General features: G+C 71.0%; 17 protein-coding genes. 11 read left to right on the top strand and 6 right to left on the bottom strand.

The genetic code is table 11. The features are described 5' to 3' along the window. On the top strand, positions 1-3,605 hold a 3,605-nt coding region (locus M1E25_RS19965; protein WP_251417579.1), incomplete at its 5' end, for an SDR family NAD(P)-dependent oxidoreductase. 36 nt (positions 3,606-3,641) lie between these two features. After that, positions 3,642-5,246, top strand: a complete 1,605-nt coding sequence (locus M1E25_RS19960) for an amino acid adenylation domain-containing protein (protein WP_251417578.1) — start codon at positions 3,642-3,644, stop codon at positions 5,244-5,246. 74 nt (positions 5,247-5,320) lie between these two features. On the opposite strand, the gene M1E25_RS19955 is transcribed toward M1E25_RS19960, so the two are convergent. After that, a complete protein-coding gene (locus M1E25_RS19955; RefSeq protein WP_251417577.1) occupies positions 5,321-5,914 on the bottom strand; it encodes a TetR/AcrR family transcriptional regulator in 594 nt (197 codons plus the stop codon). Positions 5,915-5,990: 76 nt separating this feature from the next. Between M1E25_RS19955 and M1E25_RS19950 the strand changes: the two genes are divergently transcribed. The 3 genes from M1E25_RS19950 to M1E25_RS19940 all read left to right on the top strand — a co-directional run bounded on the left by M1E25_RS19950 (position 5,991) and on the right by M1E25_RS19940 (position 10,520). Then, the gene (locus M1E25_RS19950) at positions 5,991-7,586 is read left to right on the top strand and encodes an MFS transporter (protein WP_251417576.1); all 1,596 of its coding nucleotides are present in this window, start codon (positions 5,991-5,993) and stop codon (positions 7,584-7,586) included. A 307-nt stretch (positions 7,587-7,893) separates the two neighbouring features. Continuing rightward, positions 7,894-9,264 (top strand): KamA family radical SAM protein, encoded by a 1,371-nt coding sequence (locus tag M1E25_RS19945; protein ID WP_251417575.1) that lies wholly within the window; start codon positions 7,894-7,896, stop codon positions 9,262-9,264. After that, entirely contained in the window at positions 9,261-10,520 is a 1,260-nt protein-coding gene (locus M1E25_RS19940; protein ID WP_251417574.1) for a pyridoxal phosphate-dependent aminotransferase, read from the top strand. The genes M1E25_RS19945 and M1E25_RS19940 overlap by 4 nt, the downstream gene beginning before the upstream one ends. Positions 10,521-10,699: 179 nt before the next feature. Here M1E25_RS19940 and M1E25_RS19935 read toward each other — a convergent pair whose 3' ends face one another. After that, positions 10,700-10,996, bottom strand: coding sequence for an acyl carrier protein (locus tag M1E25_RS19935; protein WP_251417573.1), 297 nt, complete (start codon positions 10,994-10,996; stop codon positions 10,700-10,702). A 185-nt stretch (positions 10,997-11,181) separates the two neighbouring features. Between M1E25_RS19935 and M1E25_RS19930 the strand changes: the two genes are divergently transcribed. Beyond that, on the top strand, positions 11,182-12,765 hold the full coding sequence (locus M1E25_RS19930) for an AMP-binding protein (protein ID WP_251417572.1): 1,584 nt from the start codon (positions 11,182-11,184) through the stop codon (positions 12,763-12,765). Between the two features lie 566 nt (positions 12,766-13,331). Next, positions 13,332-14,936, top strand: a complete 1,605-nt coding sequence (locus M1E25_RS19925; RefSeq protein ID WP_251417571.1) for an outer membrane protein assembly factor BamB family protein — start codon at positions 13,332-13,334, stop codon at positions 14,934-14,936. A gap of 222 nt (positions 14,937-15,158) precedes the next feature. Here the strand turns inward: M1E25_RS19925 and M1E25_RS19920 are convergent, their stop codons facing one another. Then, positions 15,159-16,127: an ACP S-malonyltransferase gene (locus tag M1E25_RS19920; RefSeq protein ID WP_251417570.1), complete on the bottom strand. Its 969-nt coding sequence runs from the start codon at positions 16,125-16,127 to the stop codon at positions 15,159-15,161. Between the two features lie 333 nt (positions 16,128-16,460). Here M1E25_RS19920 and M1E25_RS19915 point away from each other — a divergent pair, with 333 nt between their 5' ends. From M1E25_RS19915 to M1E25_RS19905, 3 genes are all read left to right on the top strand, one after another. After that, positions 16,461-17,336, top strand: a complete 876-nt coding sequence (locus tag M1E25_RS19915) for a metallophosphoesterase family protein (protein WP_251417569.1) — start codon at positions 16,461-16,463, stop codon at positions 17,334-17,336. Beyond that, positions 17,333-18,106, top strand: a complete 774-nt coding sequence (locus M1E25_RS19910) for a 4'-phosphopantetheinyl transferase family protein (RefSeq protein WP_251417568.1) — start codon at positions 17,333-17,335, stop codon at positions 18,104-18,106. Before M1E25_RS19915 ends, M1E25_RS19910 begins: the two co-directional genes overlap by 4 nt. Before the next feature lie 356 nt (positions 18,107-18,462). Continuing rightward, a complete protein-coding gene (locus M1E25_RS19905; RefSeq protein ID WP_251417566.1) occupies positions 18,463-19,146 on the top strand; it encodes a haloacid dehalogenase type II in 684 nt (227 codons plus the stop codon). A gap of 129 nt (positions 19,147-19,275) precedes the next feature. On the opposite strand, the gene M1E25_RS19900 is transcribed toward M1E25_RS19905, so the two are convergent. Together M1E25_RS19900 and M1E25_RS19895 are read right to left on the bottom strand one after the other, a co-directional pair. Then, positions 19,276-20,058, bottom strand: a complete 783-nt coding sequence (locus M1E25_RS19900; protein WP_251417565.1) for a class I SAM-dependent methyltransferase — start codon at positions 20,056-20,058, stop codon at positions 19,276-19,278. Between the two features lie 101 nt (positions 20,059-20,159). Continuing rightward, entirely contained in the window at positions 20,160-21,386 is a 1,227-nt protein-coding gene (locus M1E25_RS19895; RefSeq protein WP_251417563.1) for a cytochrome P450 family protein, read from the bottom strand. Between the two features lie 439 nt (positions 21,387-21,825). Between M1E25_RS19895 and M1E25_RS19890 the strand changes: the two genes are divergently transcribed. Further along, on the top strand, positions 21,826-22,773 hold the full coding sequence (locus tag M1E25_RS19890; protein WP_251417562.1) for a cytochrome P450: 948 nt from the start codon (positions 21,826-21,828) through the stop codon (positions 22,771-22,773). 102 nt (positions 22,774-22,875) lie between these two features. On the opposite strand, the gene M1E25_RS19885 is transcribed toward M1E25_RS19890, so the two are convergent. Continuing rightward, positions 22,876-23,301, bottom strand: coding sequence for a hypothetical protein (locus M1E25_RS19885; protein WP_251417561.1), 426 nt, complete (start codon positions 23,299-23,301; stop codon positions 22,876-22,878). Between the last annotated feature and the right edge of the window lie 105 nt (positions 23,302-23,406).

The raw sequence follows: 23,406 nt of genomic DNA, 5'->3' as shown, positions 1-23,406 counted from the left end.
GCCGGCTGCACGTCACCGGGGCCGAGGTCGACTGGTCCGCATTCTTCGACGGCACCGGCGCCCGCCGCATCGACCTGCCCACCTACCCCTTCCAACGGGCCCGCTACTGGGTCGAACCGGCCAAGCCCACGAGTGACGCCACCGCGGCGGGCCAGATCGCCCTGGACCACCCGCTGCTGGCGGCCGGCGTGCCCTCACCCGACTCGGACGCGGTCACCTTCACCTCCCGGCTCTCGCTCACCGGCCGGCCGTGGCTCTCGGACCACGCCGTTCTCGGCAATGTCCTGTTCCCCGGCACCGGCTTCGTGGAACTCGCCGTCCAGGCAGGTGACCGGGTGGGATGTCAGGTGCTCGACGAACTCACCCTCCAGGCACCGCTCGTCCTCCCCGACGAGGGCGGCGTCGCCCTCCAGGTCGTCGTCGGCGCTCCCGACGAACGCGCGCGGCGCGGCGTGCAGGTGTACTCCCGGCCCGAGGACCGGCCGGACGGGCCGTGGGCCCGGCACGCCGACGGTGTGCTCCGCCCCGGAGCTCCCCGGCCCGGCACCGACCTCGCCGTGTGGCCCCCTGACGGGGCCACCGAACTGGACACCACGGACCTCTACGACCTGCTGGAAGACCGCGGATTCGGCTACGGCCCGGTGTTCCGGGGCGTGAGGACGGCCTGGCGCCGCGGCGAGGAACTCTTCGCCGAGGTCGCCCTGCCCGGGACGGCACACACCGAGGCCGCCGCGTACGGGCTGCACCCCGCGCTCCTCGACGCGGCGATGCACGCTCTGGGCTTCGGCGGTCTGGGCGCGGAGGAGGACCAGCGGCAGGCGCTGCTGCCGTTCACCTGGACCGGTGTGACCCTGCACGCCACGGGTGCGACCGAGGCGCGCGTCCGGCTCTCACCCGCCGGGGAACAGCGCCACGCCGTGCGGATCGATCTGGCCGACGGCGCGGGAGCGCCGGTGGCCACGGTGGACGCGCTGCTGCTCCGCCCGGTGGCGGCCGGGCACTTGGCCGGCGCGGACGGGCTCCACGAGGCCCTGCTGACCGTGGACTGGACACCGGTGCCGGAGGCCGCCACCCCCGTGGGGTGGGCCCTCGCCGGCCCCGGCCTCGACGCCGACCCGGACCTCCCCGTGGTCGCCGGCCTGGAGGCGCTGGCCGCCGGCGCATCTCCGGTGCCGGACACCGTCGTGCTGCCGGTCGTGCTCCCCGGCCCCGCCGTCACCTCCGCAGCAGACGATGGCGGAGACGACGTGCTCGTCGGGGTGCGCACGGCAGTGAACACGGCGCTGGAGGCCGCGCAGCGATGGCTGGCCGAACCGCGGTTCGCCGGATCACGCCTCGTCCTGGTCACCCGCAATGCCATGGCCGTGCACGACGGTTCGCACGTCGACGTCCGCCAGGCTCCGGTGTGGGGCCTGGTGCGGGCGGCGCAGGCGGAGCACCCCGGCCGGTTCGTCCTGCTGGACCTCGACGACGCCCCGGAGTCACTGCACGCGATCCCCGCCGCGCTCGGTTCCGGCGAGCCCGAACTGGCCGTCCGTGGCGGCACCGTGCTGGCGCCCCGGCTGGTCCGCGCGGCAGTGGGAGGCGCGGACGCTCCCTGGGACCCGCGGGGCACGGTCCTGATCACCGGAGGCACCGGCGGACTCGGCGCCATCGTCGCCCGGCACCTGGTGACCGACCACGGGGTGCGGCGCCTGCTGCTCACGAGCCGTCGTGGGCCGGATGCTCCGGGCGCCGCCGAACTGCGTTCCGAGTTGCACGCGTTGGGTGCGCATGCGGACATCGTCGCCTGCGACGTCTCCGACCGGCATGCGGTCGCCGGACTGCTCGGCGGCATCGACCCGGACCATCCGCTGCGCGGAATCGTGCACGCTGCCGGAATCGGCCACAACGGACTGGTCGAAGCGCTCACACCCGACCATGTGGACGCCGTACTGCGGGCGAAGGCCGACGCGGCCTGGCACCTGCACGAATTGACCGCTGGGCTGGACCTCTCGGCATTCGTGCTCTTCTCTTCGGCCGGCGGCCTGGTGATGGCCGCCGGGCAGGGCAACTACGCGGCGGCCAACGTGTTCCTCGACGCGCTGGCCCAGCATCGGCACGCGGCCGGCCTGCCCGCCACGTCGATGGCCTTCGGCCTGTGGGATGTGGCGACCGGACTGAGCCAGTGGCTCAGCGCCACCGACCTTCAGCGGATGCGGAGGACGGGTACACCTGCGCTGTCGGAGGAGGAGGGGCTCCGGCTCTTCGACGCGGCCGCGGCGGCCGGGGCCCCCGGATTGGTCCCGCTGCGCGTCGACCCCGCCGGTCTGCGCGCCAGGACCGACGAGATCCCCGCCCTGCTTCGTGGCCTGGCGCCTGCCGTGCGCCGTCGCTCTGCCGCCGGCTCGGCCGCCCGGGCCGTCGATTTGCGCTCCCGGGTGCGGGGGCTCGACGACGCGGAGCGTGAGCGGACCGTCCTGGAGACCGTGCTGGCCGACGCAGCCGAGGTCCTCGGTCACGCGGACGCGCACGCGCTCGACCCCGAGGCCGGATTCCTCGAGGCCGGGTTCGACTCGCTCAGCGCCGTAGAGCTGCGCAACCGGCTCAACACGGCGACGGGGCTGTCCCTGCCGGCCATGGCGGTGTTCGACAGCGAGAACCCGCTGGACCTCGCCCGCCGGGTGAGCACTCACCTGCGGGACGCGGTGGCGGAGGCAGGGCCCGCCGAGCCCACGGCCGCCGCACCGGAGCATGAAGTGCCGGACGACTCGCTCTACGGACTGTTCCTCGACGCCATCCTGTCCGGAAAACTGCAGCCGGGCCTCGCCATGCTCCGGGCGGTCGCCGCGCTGCGCCCGGCCTTCACCGGCGCCGCCGACCTCGGTGACCTTCCGCGCGCGGTGTCGTACGGGGCGAAGTCCGCACCGGTCGAGGGCACGGAGAAGCTGCCACGGCTGATCTGTCTCAGCACGCCCACCGTGGCGGGCGGTGTGCACCAGCACGCGCGCCTCGCCGCCCGGCTGTCCATGCCGGTGTTCGGCATCCCCACACCGGGCTTCGGGCGCGGCGAGGCGCTGCCCGCCTCGTTCGAGGCAGCCGTCGACGCCCTCGCCGCCGCCGTGCTGCGGGCCGCCGAGGCCGAGCCGTTCGCACTCCTCGGCTTCTCCTCGGGGGGCCTGCTGGCGCACGCCACGGTGGCCCGTCTGGAGGCGCAGGGTGTGCGGCCCGCCGGTCTGGTCCTGGTGGACACCTACCGGGTCGGGGACGCTGCCAATGACGCTCTGTTCGACCAGATGGCCTTCGCGGTGCCGGACAAGGCCGCCACGCTCGGCGCGTTCAGCAGTGCCGAACTCTCGGCGATGGGCCGGTACGTGGAGATCCTCCCGCAGTTCCGGAAGGACGACATCGACACCCCCGTGCTGCTCGTGCGCGCCGGCGACCTGTTCCGGCTCGGCGACGACGACCCGGTCGATCCGGGCGGCGACTGGCAGGCCCAATGGGACGGCGCGGACCGTGTGGTCACCGTGCCCGGTACGCACTTCACCGTCGTCGAACAGCACGTGGGCACGACCGCACCCGTCATCGATCACTGGCTGGCGCACCTGGACCAGCGGATCTCCTGACGCCCTACGCCCTTTCGAACAGAAACGGAGTCCGCGGTGAGTCGGACAACTGCAGTTCCCGCACTCGTGCACGGTGAGCCCCAGCGGATCCACGAGCTCATGCTGGCCACCGCGCACACCGATCCGGACCGTCCCGCCGTGCTGGAGCCCGGCACGGACGGCGGTATCCGCTTCCTGACGTACGGTGAACTCGAATCCCGGGCCCACGACTACGCCGTCGCCCTGGATCGGGCCGGCGTCGGTGTCGGCGACCGCGTGATCCTCGAGTCCGACAACTCGGCCTGCGCGGTGGCGATGGTGCTTGCCTGCTCGCTGTTGGGGGCCGCCTTCGTCCCGGTCGGCCCCGAGGTGCCTGCGGCCCGGCTGCTGTCCGTCGTCGCCGCCGCGCAGCCGGTGCTCCACCTGCAGACGGAGCAGGGTCGCCGGGACGGGGTGCCCGCCCCGGTCGGCACCGCCCGGTTCGGTCCCGCCGGCGTCACCGTCGAAAGGCACCCCGGGCCCCGGGTCAGGCTTCGGCGCACCCCGGTGACCACCGACGCCGCATACATGATCTTCACCTCCGGCACCACCGGCCGGCCCAAGGGCGTCGTCATGAGCCATCGCGGGGTGCTGGCCTTCTACAGGGGCATGTTGCGGCAGGGCATCGTCGGGCCGCAGGACCGGGTCGCCACCGCATCGCCGCTACAGTTCGACTTCTCGCTGCTGGACATCGGTCTGACGCTGGGCAGCGGCGCGGCTCTCGTGCCGATCCCGCGTGATCTGCTGCCCTGGCCGCGCCGTCTGCTGCGGTTCCTCGCGGACACCGGCGCCACCCAGGTCAACGGGGTGCCGTCGATCTGGAGACCGGTGTTGCGGCACGAGCCGGAGGGGCTGGCGACGCTGGCCGGCCAGGTGCGCGGCGTGCTGTTCTCCGGCGAGGCCTTTCCACTGCCCGAAATGCGCCGGCTGCAGGAACTGCTCCCGGGGGTGAGGGTGGTGAACTGCTTCGGGCCCACCGAGACCATGGCGTTCTCGCTCACGGAGGTTCCCAACCCGCTGCCCGCGGGTCGGAACCGGTTGTCCATCGGACAGGCCTATGACGGGGCGGAGATCCTGCTCGTCGACAAGAAGGGCGCGCCCGTCGAGGCCCCCGGCGTGGTCGGCGAGATCCACCTGCGCGGCCCGTCACTGTTCACCGGATACTGGGACGACCCCGAGGGAACCCGCGCGGTGCTGGTCCCCGACCCCCTCGATCCGCGTTCGGGCCAGGTCGTCTACAAGTCCGGGGACTTGGCGGAGTGGGGCGAGGACGGCGGGCTGTACTTCGTCGGCCGTGCAGACCTCCAGGTGAAGATCAGGGGCAACCGGGTGGAACTGGGGGAGATCGAGCGCCGGCTGCTGGAGCACCCGGACGTCGTCGCGGCCGCTGCCGTGGTCCTTCCACGTGAGGGGGGTGACGATCCGCTTCTGACGGCGTTCGCGGTGCCCGCACCGGGAGCGGGTCCCGTCGACGAGACCGCGCTGAGCGCGTTCTGCAAGCAGACGCTGCCTGCCTACATGATTCCCCGTCGGGTGCGCCTGATCGAGGCCCTGCCACTGACCCCCAACGGCAAGACCGATCGGCGGGCTCTGGTGGCCGGGCTGACGGCCCCGCAGGGCTGACCGACCGCACCTCGCCGCGGCGGGCGCGGCACCGAGGGCCCGGCCGGGACGGCCGGGCCCTCGGTGTGCGTACGTCAGGCGGCCGGCCCGGGGCCGGCGATGGACTCCGCCATCACCCGGATGGCCTCGGCCAGGTCACGCCCGGTGGGCGCGTTCTCCGGCGAGGCGAGGCACTGGGCGATCAGCCCGGTCATCAGTGCCAGATGGAAGGAGCCGATGCGTGCGGCGGTGTCCGGGTCGTGCTCCCCCTCGAACTGCTGGAGCAGGGCGCTCAGACCGTCGCGGGCATGCTCCTGGGATTCGGCGAGGAACCGCCGGATGTCGGGAGACCGCTGCATCAGGGAGAAGGCCTCGAACTGTGCCGCCCACAGCGCCCGGTGGCGGCCGATCAGGTCGATGATGCGGTCCCAGACGATCTCGAAGTGTTCCCGGGGGCCGGCCGAGGGGTCGGAGGCCGCGGTCAGCGCCTGTTCCAGTTGATCGCCCCACTTCTCGGTCGCCCGTACCAGCGCCGCGTTCATCAGCGCCTCCTTGGAGCCGAAGTGGTAGCCGATGGAGCCGAGTTGCGCTCCGGAGGCTGCCACGATGTCGCGGGCCGTGGTCCCGGAGTAGCCCTTGCGAAGCAGGCACGCCTCGGCGCCGTCAAGCAGGTCCTCTCGATGTCCCATGCCGCTGACCTCACCCTTTCGGTTGAATGTACGTACGTACTATACGCACGTGCAAGACGCTTGTATTGTTCTCCCCATGAGTGAAGTCAACGCAACTTCTCCACAGGCCAAGGCCGGTCGCAAGGAGTGGATCGCCCTCGGGGTGCTCCTGCTCCCGGTCCTCCTGGTCTCCATGGACCTGACGGTCCTCTACTTCGCGGTTCCGTCCATCAGCCGCGACCTGCAGCCGACCAGCACCGAACAGCTGTGGCTGATCGACATGTACGGCTTCGTCCTGGCCGGTGTGCTGATCACCATGGGCTCGCTGGGGGACCGCATCGGCCGTCGTCGGCTGTTACTCATCGGAGCGGCCGCGTTCGGTATCGGCTCCGTCGCCGCCGCTTACGCCGGCAACCCGACGATTCTCACCGCCGCCCGTGCCCTTCAGGGCATCGGCGGAGCGACGCTCATGCCGTCCACCCTGGCGCTCATCCGCAACCTGTTCCACGACCAGACCCAGCGCCGCACGGCCGTCGCCGTCTGGTCCACGGGCATGGCAGCCGGCGCGGCACTCGGACCGGTCGTCAGCGGCGCGCTGCTGAGCCAGTTCTGGTGGGGGTCGATCTTCCTGATCAACGTTCCGGTGATGATCGTGCTGCTGGTGCTCGGCCCTCTGCTGCTGCCCGAATTCCGGACCGCGGTGGCCGGACGCTTCGACCTGCTGAGCTCGGCCCTCTCGCTCGCGGCCGTCCTGCCGGTGATCTACGGCTTCAAGAAGATCGCGCTCGACGGCGTGCAGCCGTTGCCGGCACTGTCGATCGTGGTGGGACTCTTCTTCGCCTGGGTCTTCGTCCGCCGGCAGCGGACGACACCTCACCCCGTCATCGACATCGAGCTGTTCCGCTACCGCACCTTCGTTCCGTCGCTGAGCGCCAACATGCTGGCCTCGTTCACCCTGGTGGGCTACTCGCTCTTCAGCACCCAGTACCTGCAGTCCGTGCTGGGCATGTCGGCCCTGCGCTCCGCCCTGTGGACGCTGCCCGGCACGGTCGCGGTCGGTGCGGCGATCCCGGTGGCGACGATGCTGGTGCGCACGGTACGGCCCGCCTACATCATCGGCGGCGGGTTCACGATCGCGACCCTGGCGTTGCTGATGCTCACCCGGCTCCCGGCCGAGGACGGCCTGTTGATGCTGCTCATCGGCATCATCGCCCTGGCGGTGGGCCTCACGCCGGTGCTGACGCTGGTCACCGAGATGGTCGTTGGTCAGGCGCCCCCGGACAAGGCGGGATCGGCGTCGGCGCTGCTGCAGACAGGGCAGGAGTTCGGCGGAGCCCTCGGTATCGCCGTGCTCGGCAGCGTGGGCGCCACCGTCTACCGGCACAGCTCCGCCCTGGACTCCCCGGACGGAGTGCCCGCAGCGGCACTGGAGTCGGCCCGGCAGACCATCGGCGGCGCGCTCGCGGCCGCCGAGCAGCTGCCTGCGCGCGCGGCCGATTCCCTGATCAGGGCCGCCAGGGAGGCTTTCACCATCGAGGTGCACGCGGCCTCGTACGCCGCTGCGGCCGTCATGGCGCTCGCGGCGATCGGCGCCACCATCGCCCTGCGCTCCATCAAGAGCGACACCGAGCGGATTGCCGAGAGCGCCGAACCGGGCCGCGCGACGGAGACGGCGTCCGTCCTGGACCAGTGAGCCGGACGTTCCGTCCCGCACCGTGCGACTTCCGCCCGGACCGTTGCCCCGACGGTCCGGGCGGTTTCGTGCAGGCCCCCGGCACCGCCGGGTGCAGCGGACCCGGCCGGAGCGGTAAGGGTACGGCTGGGGTCGTCAGGGGGACCGCTTCGGAACACCGCTTCCTAGCATCGAACCGCTCGCGAGAAGCGCTGCGGACGATCAGGACGACTCCCGTCCGCGTACGTCCGGGGCGCACCGAGCCGGCGCGGCGCCGTCTCCCCGAGTGCACGCACCGACCACGCCCGGCAGACGCTGGAGGAATCTCATGTCCCTGCTGGCAACCGGCCTCGCCGACACGGCCCGGTTTCGCGCGTTCGGACCACGCCACATCGACGAGATCGCTGATCGCTACGGACTGCCGGACGACGTGCGGGAGACCGTGCGGAACATCGCGCGCGTCCTTCCCTTCCGCGTCAACGACTACGTCCTGTCCGAGATGATCGACTGGAAGCGGATCCCCGAGGACCCGATGTTCCAGCTGGTCTTCCCTCAGCACGGCATGCTCACCGAGCAGGACGAGCGCGCGCTGGCCGGCCTCGCAGCGCGGGCGGAGGACAAGGACGCGCTGCGCACCCTGGTACGCCAGATCCGCGGCCGCCTCAACCCCCACCCGTCCGGACAGCGGCAGCTCAACGTCCCCGTCCACCGTGGCGAACCGCTGCCCGGCTCGCAGCACAAGTACCGCGAGACCGTTCTGTACTTCCCGAGCCAGGGTCAGACCTGCCACGCCTACTGCACCTACTGCTTCCGCTGGGCACAATTCGTCGGCGACGCCGACCTGCGCTTCGCCGCCCCCCATCCGGGGCGACTCGTCGAGTACCTCGACGACCACCCCGATGTCAGCGACGTGCTCATCACCGGGGGCGACCCGATGGTGATGTCCACCGAGCGGCTGCGCAGCCACATCGAACCGCTGCTGACGGTGGGCAGTGTGCGCACGATTCGCATCGGGACCAAATCGGTCGCCTACTGGCCCCAGCGGTTCGTCACCGATCCGGACGCCGACGACGTCCTCCGGCTGTTCGAGCAGGTCCTCGCCTCCGGACGCAACCTCGTGGTGATGGCCCACTTCAGCCACCCGTGCGAACTGCGCACGGAGATCGCCCGGCGGGCGATCTCCCGTATCCGTTCCACGGGGGCACTCGTCTACTGCCAGGCCCCCCTCATCGCCCGCGTCAACGACGACGAAGCCGCCTGGAGCGAGCTGTGGCGGGCCCAGCACGCGGCGGGCGCCGTGCCCTACTACCTCTTCGTCGAGCGGGACACCGGACCCCACGACTACTTCAAGGTTCCGCTGGACCGGGCCGTGGAGATCTTCCAGGCGGCCTACCGCACACTGCCCGGTCTGGCGCGCACCGTGCGCGGCCCGGTGATGTCCGCGACCTGCGGCAAGGTCGCCGTCGACGGCATCGAAGAGACGCCGCAGGGCCGGTTCTTCCAGCTGCGCATGCTCCAGGCCCGCGATCCAGCCCTCGTCGGCCGCCCGTTCCGGGCCTACGCCGACCCGGCTGCTGCGTGGATCGACGACCTTCGCCTGGACCCCTCGACGCCGGCCGACATCGCGGCAGCCGTGGCCGGCCCGGCCCGGCCCCCCACCGCCGACCCCATCCGCAGCTCGGAGAGGAGCGGACAGTGAGCACGCGCGGGACATCTCCCAACCTGGCCCTCAACGAAGTGGTGGCTCACCGCCGGGCGGCCGGCGAGCGGCTCGTCCACCTCGGCTTCGGAGAGTCGAGGCTGCCCGCCTTCGGCCCCCTGGTGGACCGGCTGGTTGCCGGCGCACACCGCAACGCCTACGGGCCCGTGGCCGGAAGCCCCGGCGTCCGTGCCGCGGCCGCGGGCTACTTCGGCCGCCGCCGGATGCCCACCGAAGCCGACCAGGTGGTCGTGGCGCCCGGCAGCAAGCCGCTGCTGATGGCCCTGCACCACGTGATCCCCGGCGACGTTCTGCTGCCCCGCCCCGCATGGAACACCTACGCCCCACAGGCCCGGCTCGCCGGCAAGAAGGCCATCGGGGTGCCGATCCCCCGCGAGTGCGGTGGCGTGCCCGAACCCTCGGCGCTGCGCGCAAGTATCGCTGAAGCCCGGGCCCGCGGGCGCGATCCCCGCATGGTGGTGCTCACCCTGCCCGACAACCCGACCGGGACCCTGGCGCCCCCGGCCATCGTGCGCGAGATCTGTGCGATCGCCGAGGAGGAGGATCTGCTGATCGTCTCGGACGAGATCTACCGGGACGTCGTCCACGACCCGGCGACCCCCGTGCTCAGTCCGGCCGAGGTCGCGCCGGAACGCACCGTGGTCACCAGCGGCCTGAGCAAGAGCCTGGCCCTCGGCGGCTGGCGCATCGGCGTCGCGCGCTTCCCTGCCGGTCCGGCGGGCGCCCGGCTGCGTGCAGCGGTCGTCGCGGTGGCGAGCGAGATCTGGTCGACCCTCGCCGGGCCCATGCAAGAGGTCGCCGAGTACGCCTTCGGCGAGCCGCCCGAATTGCTGGAGCATCTGGCCGCCAGTGCCCGGCTGCACGGGGCGGTCGCCCGTGAGGTGCACCGCATCGTCGTCTCCGCAGGGGCCCGGTGCCGCCCCCCGACGGGTGCGTTCTACGTCTACCCCGATCTCGAGCCGCTGCGGGAGACCCTGAGGGCGGTCGGGGTCACCGACGCACCGAGCCTCACGGAACACCTGCTCGATGCCTACGGCATCGTCGTGCTGGCCGGACATCATCTCGGCGACGAACCCGGAGCCCTGCGGTTCAAGGCGGCCACGAGCATGCTCTACGGAGAGACAACCGAGGAACAGTGGCTCGCCCTGGCGGCCGAGGACCCGGTGAACCTGCCTCACGTCCGGAAAGTCCTCGACGTTGTCGAGGATGGGTTCCGCAAACTCTGTTCCTCCTGATCGCCTCGCAGGAAGCTGAATTCCATCCGCTGTCGGGGGTGATCCCGGCAGCGGTCCCGAATGGCATTCACGGGCCGGCCGGAGCAGGAACGGATTCACAGTTCTTTCGTCAGCAGAATGCCGTTCACGCGAAAGGCCCGGTGCCGGACGTGATGTCCGGCACCGGGCTCGGCGGTATCTCAGGGGGTCGTTCGCATCGCCCTGGTGAGGGTCTGCCAGAGAACTGCCGGACTGGCAAAATTCTCCATCTGCAGAGCGTCGTCACGAAACCGCAGTTCATAGGTGGTCTCGAGGGTGGCGAGCAGCTCTACAGTACCCATCGAGTCCAGACCGAGGTCGCGCAGATCGGCGTCCGGGGTCAGGGGGGCGCCGGGGGAGAGGAAGGGCAGGAAAGGCCGCAGGAGGGACTCGAAACCGGAATCCCAGGCATCGTCGACGGCAATCCCGTGGCTGAGAAAGGCGAGGTTTTCTGGCATGCCGTCATCATGGCCGTAAATTCGCCTTCCTGTCAATGCTCGGAACATTGACAGGAATTGACGTCACATTAAGCTGGCCATCGCGGACGATCAATTTCCACACGGGAATGCCGGGTCGGGTCGCCGTCACCCCGCAAAGGTTCGGGGACCGGCACACACCCCGTCCGGAGGGAGGGGCGAGAGACATGAACCGAACGCCGGAACGAGGCGTCCACATGCGCTTCCTGCGCGGGCTGGCCCGCTCCCCGCACGGCGTCGCCGTGCGGGCGGGGCAGCGCACCGTCACCTACGGCCAGGCCCACAGCATCGCCCTGAGCTGGGCAGGTGCCCTCCGCAGCGCCCCGGGAGGCCTGCCACGGGCGGTGTGCGTCCTGGCCGACCGCAGCATCACTGCCTACCTCGGGATCGTGGCCGGACTCTATGCGGGCATCCCCGTGGTGCCGCTGCTGGCCGACTTCCCCCCGGCGCGCACGGCCGCGATGCTCGACGCCGCCGACGTCACCGCCGTCATCGCCGACGAGGCGGGTGCCGGACTGTTGCCCGCGCTGGCCGACCATGGCACCGGCGGGCGCAAGACCGTCGTCCTCGCACCGGACACCGCGGAGAGCACCGACCTTTCGGCGGGCGGCGCCTTCCACCGCATCACCGCCTCCCCGGCGACGGCACTGGAGAAGCCCGTCCCCACCGAGCCGGGCGACGTCGCCTACGTGCTGTTCACCTCCGGCTCGACCGGACGCCCCAAGGGAGTGCGCCTCACCCACGGGAACCTCGCCCACTACTTCTCCCTGATGGACGACTGGTACGACTTCACCGAATCCGACGTCTTCTCCCAGGCCGCCGGCCTGAACTGGGACTCCGCAGTCTCCGACCTGTGGTGCGCCTGGGCGGCCGGAGCGCCCCTGGTGTCCGTGGACCCGCACGCCTACCGCGACCTGCCCGCATTCCTGGCCGAACACGGTGTCACCGTCTGGTTCTCCGCCCCCAGCGTCATCGCCCTCGCCCGTCGCACCGGCCGTCTCCTGCCCGGGAGCATGCCGTCGCTGCGCTGGACCTTTTTCGGGGGAGAGGCGCTGCAGTACGGCGACACCGACGCGTGGCAGAAGGCGGCCCCGGAATCGGCCGTGATCAACGTCTACGGCCCGACCGAGATGACCATCACCACCCACCGCCACCGCTGGTCGCCGGACGGGTCGACGCGCCTCGGCGTCAACGGGGTGGTGCCCCTGGGCCGAGTGCACGACGGACACACCGAGCTGCTCCTCGACGACCAGGGCCGGCCCGCCGACGGCGAGGGTGAACTCTGGCTCGCCGGGCCGCAGATGGCGGCGGGATACGTCGACGCGGAGGACAGCAGGGACAGGTTCCTCGTGCACGAGGGCCGCCGTTGGTACCGCACCGGGGACCGGGTGCGCCGCGTCGACGGCGGCGAACTCGTCTACCTGGGGCGGGTCGACAGCCAGGTGCAGGTGCAGGGCTACCGCGTCGAACTAGCAGAGGTCGAGCATGCCCTGCGCACCGGCACATCGGTCCAGGACGCCGTCGTGGTGGGCGTTCCGGTGGCCAACAGCACCGAACTCGTCGCCTTCTACCTCGGCGATCCCGTGGCCCCGCGGGAGGTGCACCGGACGCTGAGCGCGCTGCTGCCCCCACAGTTGATACCGCGCTCGTTCCACCGCCTCGACGCCTTCCCGCTGAACACCAACAAGAAGACCGACAGGCTGGCCCTGACCGCCCGGGCTGCCGGCCTGCTGGGGGTTCCCGCGCCCTGACAGTGGCGGACGACGACCTTCCGACCTCGACCCGTCGGGCACGTCCCGGCGCGGGCTGTCCCGGATGGCGGGCCGGCGAGGACGTCGGGTGCCCGGCCCTGCGGGTGGTCGTCCGGCGTCGGACGACGATCGGTCACGGCTCGGACTTCGGCCGTCGAGTCCCTGCCGTCGACAAACCGTGCCGAACCGGCATGGCCCGCGGGGGCATCCGGTCGCAGAACCAAGGCTTGTTGTGGAAGCAGCGTCGTCCGCCCCTGGGGGCGGGGCTTGCGGCGTCTGGTGCGTGCAGCCGCAAGGCGGAGAGCCGGCCTCTGGGGTTCCCCATGCCGCAGGCCAGGGGAGGGCTGCGCGGACGATTCGACAACGCAGCGGATGTGCGTGCCGGGCGACGCGAGCCGGACGGGACTTTCACAACACGCCTTTAGGGGGCGGTAGGGGCTCCCGGGGCTCCCGGGACGTGGCTAGCGTGCGCTCGCGCGCCGCGGCTCAGGGGCGCGAGGCCGGCCGCACCACCGTCGACAGGACGGCACAGCACGTCTCACCGCTCAGACAGAAGGGGACAACGCATGCGCGGACGTCCAGGGTTCATACGGGGAGGAGTCCGCGGACTCGTGTTCCTCGCCGCGCTGGTGCTGGGAGCCACTGTGCTCTCGGTCCAGCCGTCGTCGTCGCACGTGCGTCAGTCCGCGTCGGACTGGCCCACGAACGGTCACGACCTGCACAACACCCGCTCCAGCAGGACCGAGACCGTGATCAACAAGGACACCGCCTCCCGGCTGCGCGCCAAGTGGAAGTTCGCCACACACGGTGACGTCTCGGCCACTCCCGCGGTCGTCGACGGTGCGGTGTACTTCCCGGACTGGGGCGGCTACCTCTACAAGGTCGACGCCGCCACCGGTCGGCAGATCTGGTCCCACCGGATCTCCGAGTACAACGGTGTCGAGAACTCCGTCTCCCGGTCCAGCCCCGCGGTCGTCGGCAATCGGCTCTACATCGGCGACTGGGACAAGGCCTACCTCATGGCCATCGACACCGTCACCGGCAAGCTGGTGTGGCGCACCCGCATGGACACCCATCCCGCTGCCGTGCTCACTGCCTCTCCCGTGGTGCACGACGGGGTGGTCTACCAGGGCGTCTCTTCCCGCGAGTCCGAATCCGGACTGGATCCGGACTACAAGTGCTGCACCTTCCGCGGCAGCGCCACCGCCGTCGACGCCGACACGGGCAAGCTTCTCTGGCGCCGGTACACGGTCCCGGACAACGGCGGCGAGGCGGGCGGCTACAGCGGCGGCGCGATCTGGGGAACTCCGGCCATCGACCCGAAGACCGGGACGGCCTACTTCACCACGGGACAGAACTACACGGTCCCGAAGTCGGTGTCCGACTGTCAGGACGCCGGTCACGAGCCCTCCGAATGCCTTGCGCCCGATGACTACATCGACACCGTGCTCGCCCTCGACGTGCGCACGGGTGCGGTCAAGTGGAACACCGGGGCCATGCGGTTCGACGCCTGGAACACCGGCTGCCTGCCGGGATTCCCGCCCAACAACTGCCCGGCCAACCCCGGCTACGACTACGACTTCGGGGACGGGGCGCATCTGTTCACCATCAAGCGTCCGGACGGCAGCAGCCGCAAGGTGATCGGCGCCGGCGAGAAGAGCGGAGAGTACTGGCTGCTCGACGCTCGCACCGGTGACATCGTCTGGAGCGCGGCCCCCGGCCCGGGAGGCCACATCGGCGGCATCATGTGGGGCACCGCCTACGACGGCAAGCGGATCTACCTCGCGGAGGCCAACTGGGAGGGACTGCCGTACCAGACCCCCGATGGCAAGACCCTGACGGGCAGTTCGTTCGCGGCACTCGACCCGGCCACCGGCCGGATCCTCTGGCAGGTCGCCGAGCCGTCCGGCGGCCACGCCTGGGCGCCGCTCAGCGTCGCCAACGGCGTGGTGTTCGGCAGTTCGACCAGTGGCCACATGTACGCGATGGACGCCCATACCGGCAAGCAGCTGTGGGACTTCCGGGCTCCCTACTCGTCGAACGCCGGCCCGTCGATCGTCGACGGAACCGTGTACTGGGGCAACGGCTACGTCCGGTTCAAGGACGGCGCCGGAACCACCGGCAGCACCACCGAGGGCACCTTCTACGCCTTCAGCGTCGACGGGGCATGATCCCTTCCGCGTCAACACCCGTCTGACGCACGAACCGGCGGGGCCGGTGCCCGAGGCACCGGCCCCGCCGCTGTCCTGAGCCCCGCACGCACCACGTCCCGGCCTTGCCACGTCCGGCGCTCACGCATTGCCGGAACAACGAGGAAGCCGGGCCACCGCCGCGGGGGTTCGGCGGGGGCCCGGCTGGTCGGGTCCAGCGGACGCACCGTGGGCCGGGGATGGTCACGTCCCGGCGGGCGCCGTCCGGCCGGGCATGCCGCGGCGCACCGGCCGCATGACCGAGGCGGGCGTGAAGGAGAGGACCTCGAAGGCCCGGGTGGTGCAGGGCACCCGGGTGAACAGCCCGTCCTGCCCCGCGACGTACAACCGCTCCACGCCGGCCTTGCGCAGCGCGGACACGGCCTGCGGCCAGCGCACCGGACGGACGAAGCCGTCCAGAAGCATCTCGCGCACCTGCTCCCCGGTGGTGACGAGACGCCCGTCCTGGTCCGCGACCAGCGGAATCCTCGGGTCCGACCAGGTGAGGCCGGAGAAGACCTCGCGAGCCACCAGGTCGCGCAGCGGCTTGAGGACGTACGAGTGCATCGGGGGCTTCATCGTGTACAGCGGCATGCCGCCGAGCGCACGAATGCGCCGGCGCAGCCAGTCCTGAACCTGTTCCCGTACGGTCAGCATGGTGAAGTCGTGGTCGACCTGGCACGAGAGATCGTGCCACTCGCCCCGCTCGTCGAGCTCCCGGCGCAGGACCGACAGCCGGTCCTCGGGCAGGCGGGCCATGGACTGGGTCACGAGGTCGGGCTGTTCGCCGGCGAACCACTCCTCCATGACCTCGGCCAGACGGGCCGTCATGCGCACCGCGTCCGCGAACGTCAGCGTCCCGGCGTAGACGGAGGCAGCCCGGCCCCCGAAGCTCGGACCGACGACGAACTCGGGCCGGGCCTCCTGCCGTGCCCGCGCCCACTGCGCCAACGCCAGGCAGTTGACCACGAACGACACCTGACCGGGGACCGAGTAGTCACTGTCCGCCTGCCGGTACCGGTCGGTCAGGCGGTAGCCGAGTACCTCGTCGGCCTCCGCGAGCAGCCTGGTGGCGAACGGATTGACCAGCATGAAACGCGCCACGTCACCGAAAGCGGTCGGCCCCATCCCGGGGAAGACGATCGCCGTTCCCCTGCCTCGCTCCTCGTCCATCTGCACCCGTCCCTGTCTCGAGAGAAACGATGCTTACTGCCCTCCAGGATCAGGGTGCGGCTCTGCCCGCGCGTACCCCTAACGCCCCCTGACGCCCGGCCGCTCCGACCGCCGCGGGCCGTCCGCGACGAACCGGGCGCGGTCCGGCGCACCGGCGGTACGGGGGAGGACCGGGGTCGGCCGGGGTGGCACCCGGCCGCGTCCCCGGGTGGAATGCGCAGGCGGGCCGAAGCCCGCCCGAACCGGGAGGTCAGCGTGGAGCAGTGGGGCGGTTCGACCCCCTCGGTCCGAGTGGCGGGCGGGAGCGAGCCGGGGCCCGCCGCCGTGTCGCCTGTGGGCCTTCGGAGCCGGGAGGGCCGGCACGGCCGTCTGCTGGCACTGAGCGACCTGCACGTCCGTTACCGGGAGAACCGGAGCGTGGTCGAGCGGATCAGGCCGGGTTCGCCCGACGAATGGCTGATCGTCGCCGGCGACGTCGGTGAGACCGTCGCCGACGTCGAGTGGGCCCTCGGACTGCTCAGCGAGCGCTTCGCCACCGTGGTGTGGGTCCCGGGCAACCACGAACTGTGGACGCCTCCGGACGACCCGGTCCGGCTGCGTGGCGAGTACCGCTACCGGCACCTGGTGCAGATCTGCCGGCGCCTCGGCGTCGTGACCCCCGAGGACCCCTACCCGGTGTGGGAGGGCGAAGGCGGACCGGTCGCCGTGGTACCGCTGTTCCTGCTGTACGACTACTCGTTCCGCCCGCCCGGCGCGTCGACCGTGGAGGCAGCCCTCGAACGGGCAGAGCGGGCCGGCGTGGTCTGCACCGACGAGTTCCTGCTCCACCCCGACCCCCACCCGAGCCGTGAGGCCTGGTGCAGGGCCCGGCTACGGGCCACCCGGACGCGGCTCGAGGCCCTACCGTCGGATCTGCCGACCGTGCTCGTCAACCACTTCCCGCTGCTGCGGGAGCCCACTCGGATCCTTCGCCACCCCGAGTTCGCGCTGTGGTGCGGTACCGAAGCCACGGCCGACTGGCACCGACGCCACCGGGCCAAGGCCGTCGTCTACGGTCATCTGCACATCCCCCGGACGACGATGCATGACGGAGTGCCGCACCAGGAGGTCTCGCTGGGCTATCCGCGGGAGTGGCAGCGCTATCCCGACTGGTACGTCCCCGGCCGTCCCGTGCCGATCCTGCCGACTGCAGAAAGGAGACAGTCATGATCCGCGAACTGCTGCCCGGGAGCGTCCAGGCCGAGGAGCGCTTCGGCGACCCCGCGGTGCCCGGGATGCTGTACGCGGAGGAGGAACTCCTGATCGCGAAGGCGTTGCCGTCGCGACGTGCGGAGTTCACCACGGTGCGGGCATGTGCGCGGGAGGCGCTCCAGCGGATCGGTGCACCGCGCACGCCTTTGCTGCGGGGGGATTTCGGGGCGCCGGTCTGGCCGACAGGTGTGGTCGGCAGCATGACGCACTGCGTGGGTTACCGCGCCGCGGCGGTGGCGCGTGCTTCGGACGTCACCGCCGTCGGCATCGATGCCGAACCGAACCTTCCCCTGCGCGACGATGGTGTGCTCGGCCTCGTCGCCCTCGCCCAGGAGCGGGTCCGGCTTCCGACGCTCGCCGCCCAGCGTCCCGACGTGTGCTGGGACCGGCTGGTGTTCAGCGCGAAGGAAAGCGTCTACAAGGCCTGGTACCCGCTCGCCCGGCGCTTCCTCGACTTCCACGAGGCGGAGATCCTCTTCGACCTCGTCACCGGGAGCTTCACTGCGCGACTGCTGATCGACGGGCCGGTCGTGCGCGGCCGCAGGCTGAAGGCGCTGAGCGGACGGTGGGCGGTCCGGGACGGGTTGATCCTGACGGCGACCCTCCTCGAGACCCCCGCGTCGGACCGGGCGCGGACGCCGGCTGACGAGTGGACGGTCACCGGTCGGCGATGCACCCGGGACGAGGCCGCTTCGGGGGTGTCCGACGGGCCCGTGCCGAGCCTATGAGCATGCCTTCGGGCTTTTTGTCGAGGCCGGCTCGCCCCCTTCCCGGGCGGGCCGGCCTCGATGTCGCTTCCGCACCAGGGCCCGGTGGCCCGTGCGTTGCAGTGATGGCTCAGGCCCGCGCAGGAAGCGGCCGCGGTACGGGCGCCGTTCTCAGGGACGGTGCCGGCACCCCGGCACACTCGGGCGCACGGCCAGGGGGCGGATATGCAACGTTGCAGGCCACAGCGCGATCACGCCGGCTGCGGGGGCGGACTGCATCGGCACGCCTTCGTGCGCAGCGGGCCACCATCGGAATGTGCGCGGCGTGGAGCCGCGTTGCTCGGGGGAGAGTTCACCGTCGCACTGGAGGCAGCCCCATGCCGGTCTTTTCGCCACGCGCCATCGTGTTCGACGTCAACGAGACACTGAGCGACATGGCTCCGCTGCAGGCCCGCTTCGAAGAGGTGGGCGCGCCGGGCAGCCTTGCTCCGACGTGGTTCGCCGGCGTGCTGCGGGACGGCTTCGCCCTCACTGCCGCAGGAGGTTACGCCGAGTTCGGCGAGGTCGCGGCCGACGGACTGCGCGGCCTCCTGCCCCCGGAGTCCGGCCGGTCGGGTGATGCGGAGGCGGCGGTTCAGCACATTCTGGGCGGTTTCGACCGGTTGACCGTGCATCCGGAGGTGCCCGACGCCGTCCGCGTGCTGCGCGGGGGAGGCATGCGACTGGCGACGATGACCAACGGCTCCGCAGCATTCACCCGTGGTCTGCTGGAGAGGGCCGGCATCGAGGACTGCTTCGACGAACTGCTGGATGTCGGGGGGCCACGGACGTGGAAGCCCGGACGAGCCGCCTACGAGTACGCGGTCGAACGCCTCGGAGTGAAGGCCGAGCAGGCGCTTCTGGTCGCGGTGCACCCGTGGGACCTCGACGGGGCCCGCCGGGCGGGCCTGGGTGCCGCCTGGCTCCGCCGCGGCGCCTCGTTCTACCCCTCCTCGATGACGGCGCCGAGCCTCGTCGCCGAGGACTTGGGCGAACTGGCGGACCTGCTCGTCGGCAGGTGAGGGAGGGGCATCCGGCCCCCTTGCGCACGCTGCCGACGCCGTGCACACCACTCGCAGCGCAGAGGCTCCGGCACGAAGCCGACGGATGTCCCGCCAGTGGGGCGCCGGTGCGGCGCGTCCAAGGTCCCCCTACCTGTGATGTCGACGTGCGCGGGTGAACACCATCACGAAGTCGGACATCTCCCGGACCCGGGGCACGGCGGGATCGGGCAGGGCCCGCAGCCGCTCACAGGCCTGCTGCACGATCTCCACGTCCTCGCCGCTGACCTTCCAGGCTCCGGTGAACAGTCCTCCCTCGGACAGCGACCGCGCCATCTGCTGCGGCGACACCTCGAAGCTGGTGGGCCGTTCACTCGCGGTTCCCTCGTAGACCAGGCCGTGCTCGGCTGCGACGGGGGCGAGGGACTGCGGCCCGTCCTGCCGCGATCCCGCGGGATCCAGACGGTCCTCCAGCTCGTTGACGATGCGCCCGATGTCGTCCACGGGGCGCATGCCCCGGGCCGGAATCACCAGGTAACGACCACCGGGACGCAGAATCCTGGCCACTTCGCCGAACACGGCCCGACGGTCGGGCCCGGTGTGCAGCAGCCAGGTCGACACCGCCTGCGTCACCGACGCCGTCCGCACCGGCAGCCGGCCGGCGTCGGCCACGGCCACGCGCCGGCCCAGCCGGGACCGGGCACGGGCGAGCATGCCCGCCGAGAGGTCCACCCCGAACACGGTGTGGCCCCGCTCGGTCAACTCGGCGGCCACGATGCCGGTGCCGACGCCGATGTCGAGTACCCACCGCTCGGAGTCCAACAACGGGGCCAACTGGTCGGCGAAGCCGGCTGCTCGGGCCGTTCCGCCGCGTGAATCGTCGTACACGGGAGCGATGTCGTCGAACTCCGCAGTTCCCGGGGCCGATGGCATGCCGACTTCCTCTCTCCGTTCGATGCCAGGGGATGCGAAATGTCCGGAGCAACGTGCCCGGAGCCGTCCTGGTGAATCGGAGGGGCCGGGGGCGTTCCCGTCTACGACTGAGGTGTGAAGGTCACCGGCAGGCTGGCCATGCCGCGCAGGATGCCCTCACGCCGCGTCAGGGTTTCGTCCGGCGCAGCCAGCTTCAGGTCGGGGAAGCGGCGCAGCAACGTGCCGATGGCGATCCTCGCCTCGGCGCGGGCCAGCGGTGCGCCCAGGCAGAAGTGCACACCGTGACCGAAGGCCAGTTGCTGCGGTACCTCGCGGCGGGCGATGTCGAGGATGTCGGGCCGGTCGAAGCGGGCCGGGTCGCGGTTCGCCGCGGCGAGGCCGATGATGATCATCTGGCCTGCGGGGATGCTGACGCCGGCGATGTCGAACGGCTCGACCGTGAAGCGGGCGACGCCGCGGCTGACCGGTCCCTCGTAGCGCAGCAACTCCTCGACGGCGGCGGGGAGCAGCGCGGGATCGTCTCGGAGGGCCGTGAACTGGTCGGGGTTCCTGAGGAGCGCGTGGATGCCGTTGGCGATGAGGCCGGCGGTCGTTTCATGGCCGGCGAGGGTGAGAAGAATGGCCATGGCGGTCAGTTCGCGGTCGCTGATCCGTTCTTCGGCCTGGGCCGCGCACAGTGCGCTCAGCAGGTCGTCACGCGGTTCCGCTTTGCGCTGTGCGATCAGGGGTTCGAAGAATGTCGTCAGTTCGGCGCGGGCCCGGGCTCCCTTGGCCAGTCGCTCGGGGGTGTTCGGCGGCATGATGAGCCCGACGGCGAGTTTGGCGAAATCCGGTTGGTCGTCGACCGGAATACCGATGAGTTCACTGAGTACGGCCATGGGCAGTGGCAGGGCGAACTCGGATACCAGATCGGCGGTTCCCCGGAGGGCTATGGCATCCAGAAACGCGTCGGTGTGCTCCTGGATCCGGGGCGCCAGCATCTCCACGCGGCGTGACGTGAACGCCCTGGACACCAGATTGCGCAAGCGCGTGTGGTTCTCGCCGTCGGCGACCAGCATGCTGGCCATCAGGACGTTGGTCCGCTCCTGGTGATCCATCTCTTCGGTGAGACCGTCGACCCTGACGGGGCTGGAGCTCAGCTTCGGGTCAGTGAGCGCGGAAACCGCCTCGTCGTAGCCGGTGATCATCCAGACTTCAAGCGTGGGATTCAGACGAACGCGTTGGATGGCACCGTGCTTTCGAATGCGTTCGAACAACGGGTAGGGGTCGTGTTGTTGGGCGACATCCAGCGGAACATCATGGACGAGGGCCTGGCCGCGATCGGACATCCGCAACTCCCGAGGAACGTGAAAGATCTCAGGCGGATATTCATATCAGTAGGTCCGGTTGCGTGGTAGCGTCACCGGCGATCGGTTCGGGGATGTATCGCGAACACACCATGCCTACCAGCACATTGGCGTTTCGCGTTGTGCCGATCGACGCATGGGCGCTGAACCAGGCCTTCTTGCAAGGGGAGACGTTTCTGTGCATCACGTGATGGCTGCTGACCCGATCCTGGAACTCGCCCGTCCGTCGGTCCTGCGAAACCCCTACCCCGCTTATGCGCGCCTGCGCGAAAACCGGCCGGTTTTCTGGCATGAATTGCTCGGCTCGTGGGTATTGACGCGCCATTCCGATTGTCTTGCCGTCCTCACCGACAGCACGCGATTCGCGTCCGACTGGCGCCGGGCCGGGGAGGACATCCCCTCTTCGCTGCTCAGCATTCAGATGATCGACCCACCCGAGCACACCGCCGTCCGGCACCTGCTGCTCGACGGATTCCGCGCACAGGACCGCCAGGCACTGCACCACGGCCTGGAACACCAGGCCCGGGACATGCTCGCCCGGCTCGCCCGGCTGTCTTCCTTCGACTTCGTGGGAGAACTGGCCGAACCGCTCGCCCTGCGCTTCGTGACCGCGTTCCTCGGGGTGCCTGCGCCGGACCCGGCCTGGTTCGTGCCGATGTCCCGTGCGATCGTCGACGGGATGGACGCCGGGCTCTGGCCGGAGAAACACGAGCCTGCCGTCGCCGCCCGGGCCGAACTTGCGCAGTTCACCGGGGGTTGGCTCGCCGACCCGCCCGAGAACGGCCTCGTAGCCCACGTGGCGCAGGAAGCCGCCGGCACGGACGTACAGCCCGATGTGCTGCGCAACAGCCTGCGTGTCGTGCTCCATGCCGGCTACGAATCCGTCTCCCGGCTCCTCGGCAACGCGGCCGTCGCGATGCTCACGACTACCGGTGCGGCCGCGGCCTTCCGTTCGGCGCCCCGGGCTGCCGCCGTGGACGAACTGATCCGCTACGACGCCCCGGTCCAGGCTGATGCCCGGGTCTGTGTCACTGATACCGAACTCGCAGGCGTCACCGTACGAGCGGGGGACCCGGTCACGCTGTTCCTCGGCGCGGCCAACCACGACCCGCTCCGGTTCGCCCACCCCACCGAACTGCGGCTGGACCGCGCCCCGAACCCGCACCTGGGGTTCGGTCGCGGTGCCCACGCCTGTCTGGGCGCGTCCATGGCGATCCGGCTGACCGGAACGGTCCTCGGGATCCTCGCCGGGGAATACCCCGACGCGCGGGCGGTCGCGGAACCCGAACACCGGCGCAATCTGACCCTGCGCGGCCTCGACCGCTTCGAGGTCAGCCTGCGCCCACGGCAGACGGGAAGGAGGAACTGACATGAAGTACTGGCACTGAACATGAGCGAGCGCGGTCCCTGCCCCCCGGGCGGGAACCGCGCTCGGCAGCCGACGGCGGCCTTCGGCCGAGGGCGGCGTCGTTCAGGAGAGGGCCGGCGGCAAGGGCTCCCCGCCCTGTCCTCCGACCCTGCGGGGGCGCCGTCCGCTGGTGGCCGGACTCGGAGTGAGCGGCCGGTCCGGCTCCACATCCGGTGCGGGCCGGCGGAATTCGAGCCGGGCACACCGCTTGACGACCGTGTGCACATCTGCGTCGGAGGGGCCCGAACGGGCGACCGGACGAACGGTGAGCACGGGTGTGGTGTGGCGATACTTTCGGTCCCAGGTGATGATCCGCTCCGCCATCGTCCCGGCGAGCGCAGCGGCGTCCGGGCCGTAGACGTGGACCCCGAACTCCCAGGTGCAGGAGCCTGTTTCGGTATCCTCCACGATCTTGCGCGTGTGCAGCCGGGCGAGTGAGCCGCCGCGGACACAGCCCGCGGCTTCCCAGTGTGGCGCGGTGGCGGCCACGATTCCCGTCTCAGAAAGGCGTAGCCGAGCCGGAACGTGATCAGGTCGTATGCCCGGTGGGGCAGGGAATCCGCCCAGCGCGCGGAAAGAGCCGCCGCCGGGGTC

The organism is Streptomyces meridianus (assembly GCF_023703325.1).
GTDB lineage: Bacteria > Actinomycetota > Actinomycetes > Streptomycetales > Streptomycetaceae > Streptomyces > Streptomyces meridianus.
Note: the sequence above shows the minus strand (reverse complement) of the source record. Positions and strands in the feature narration are given on the sequence as shown.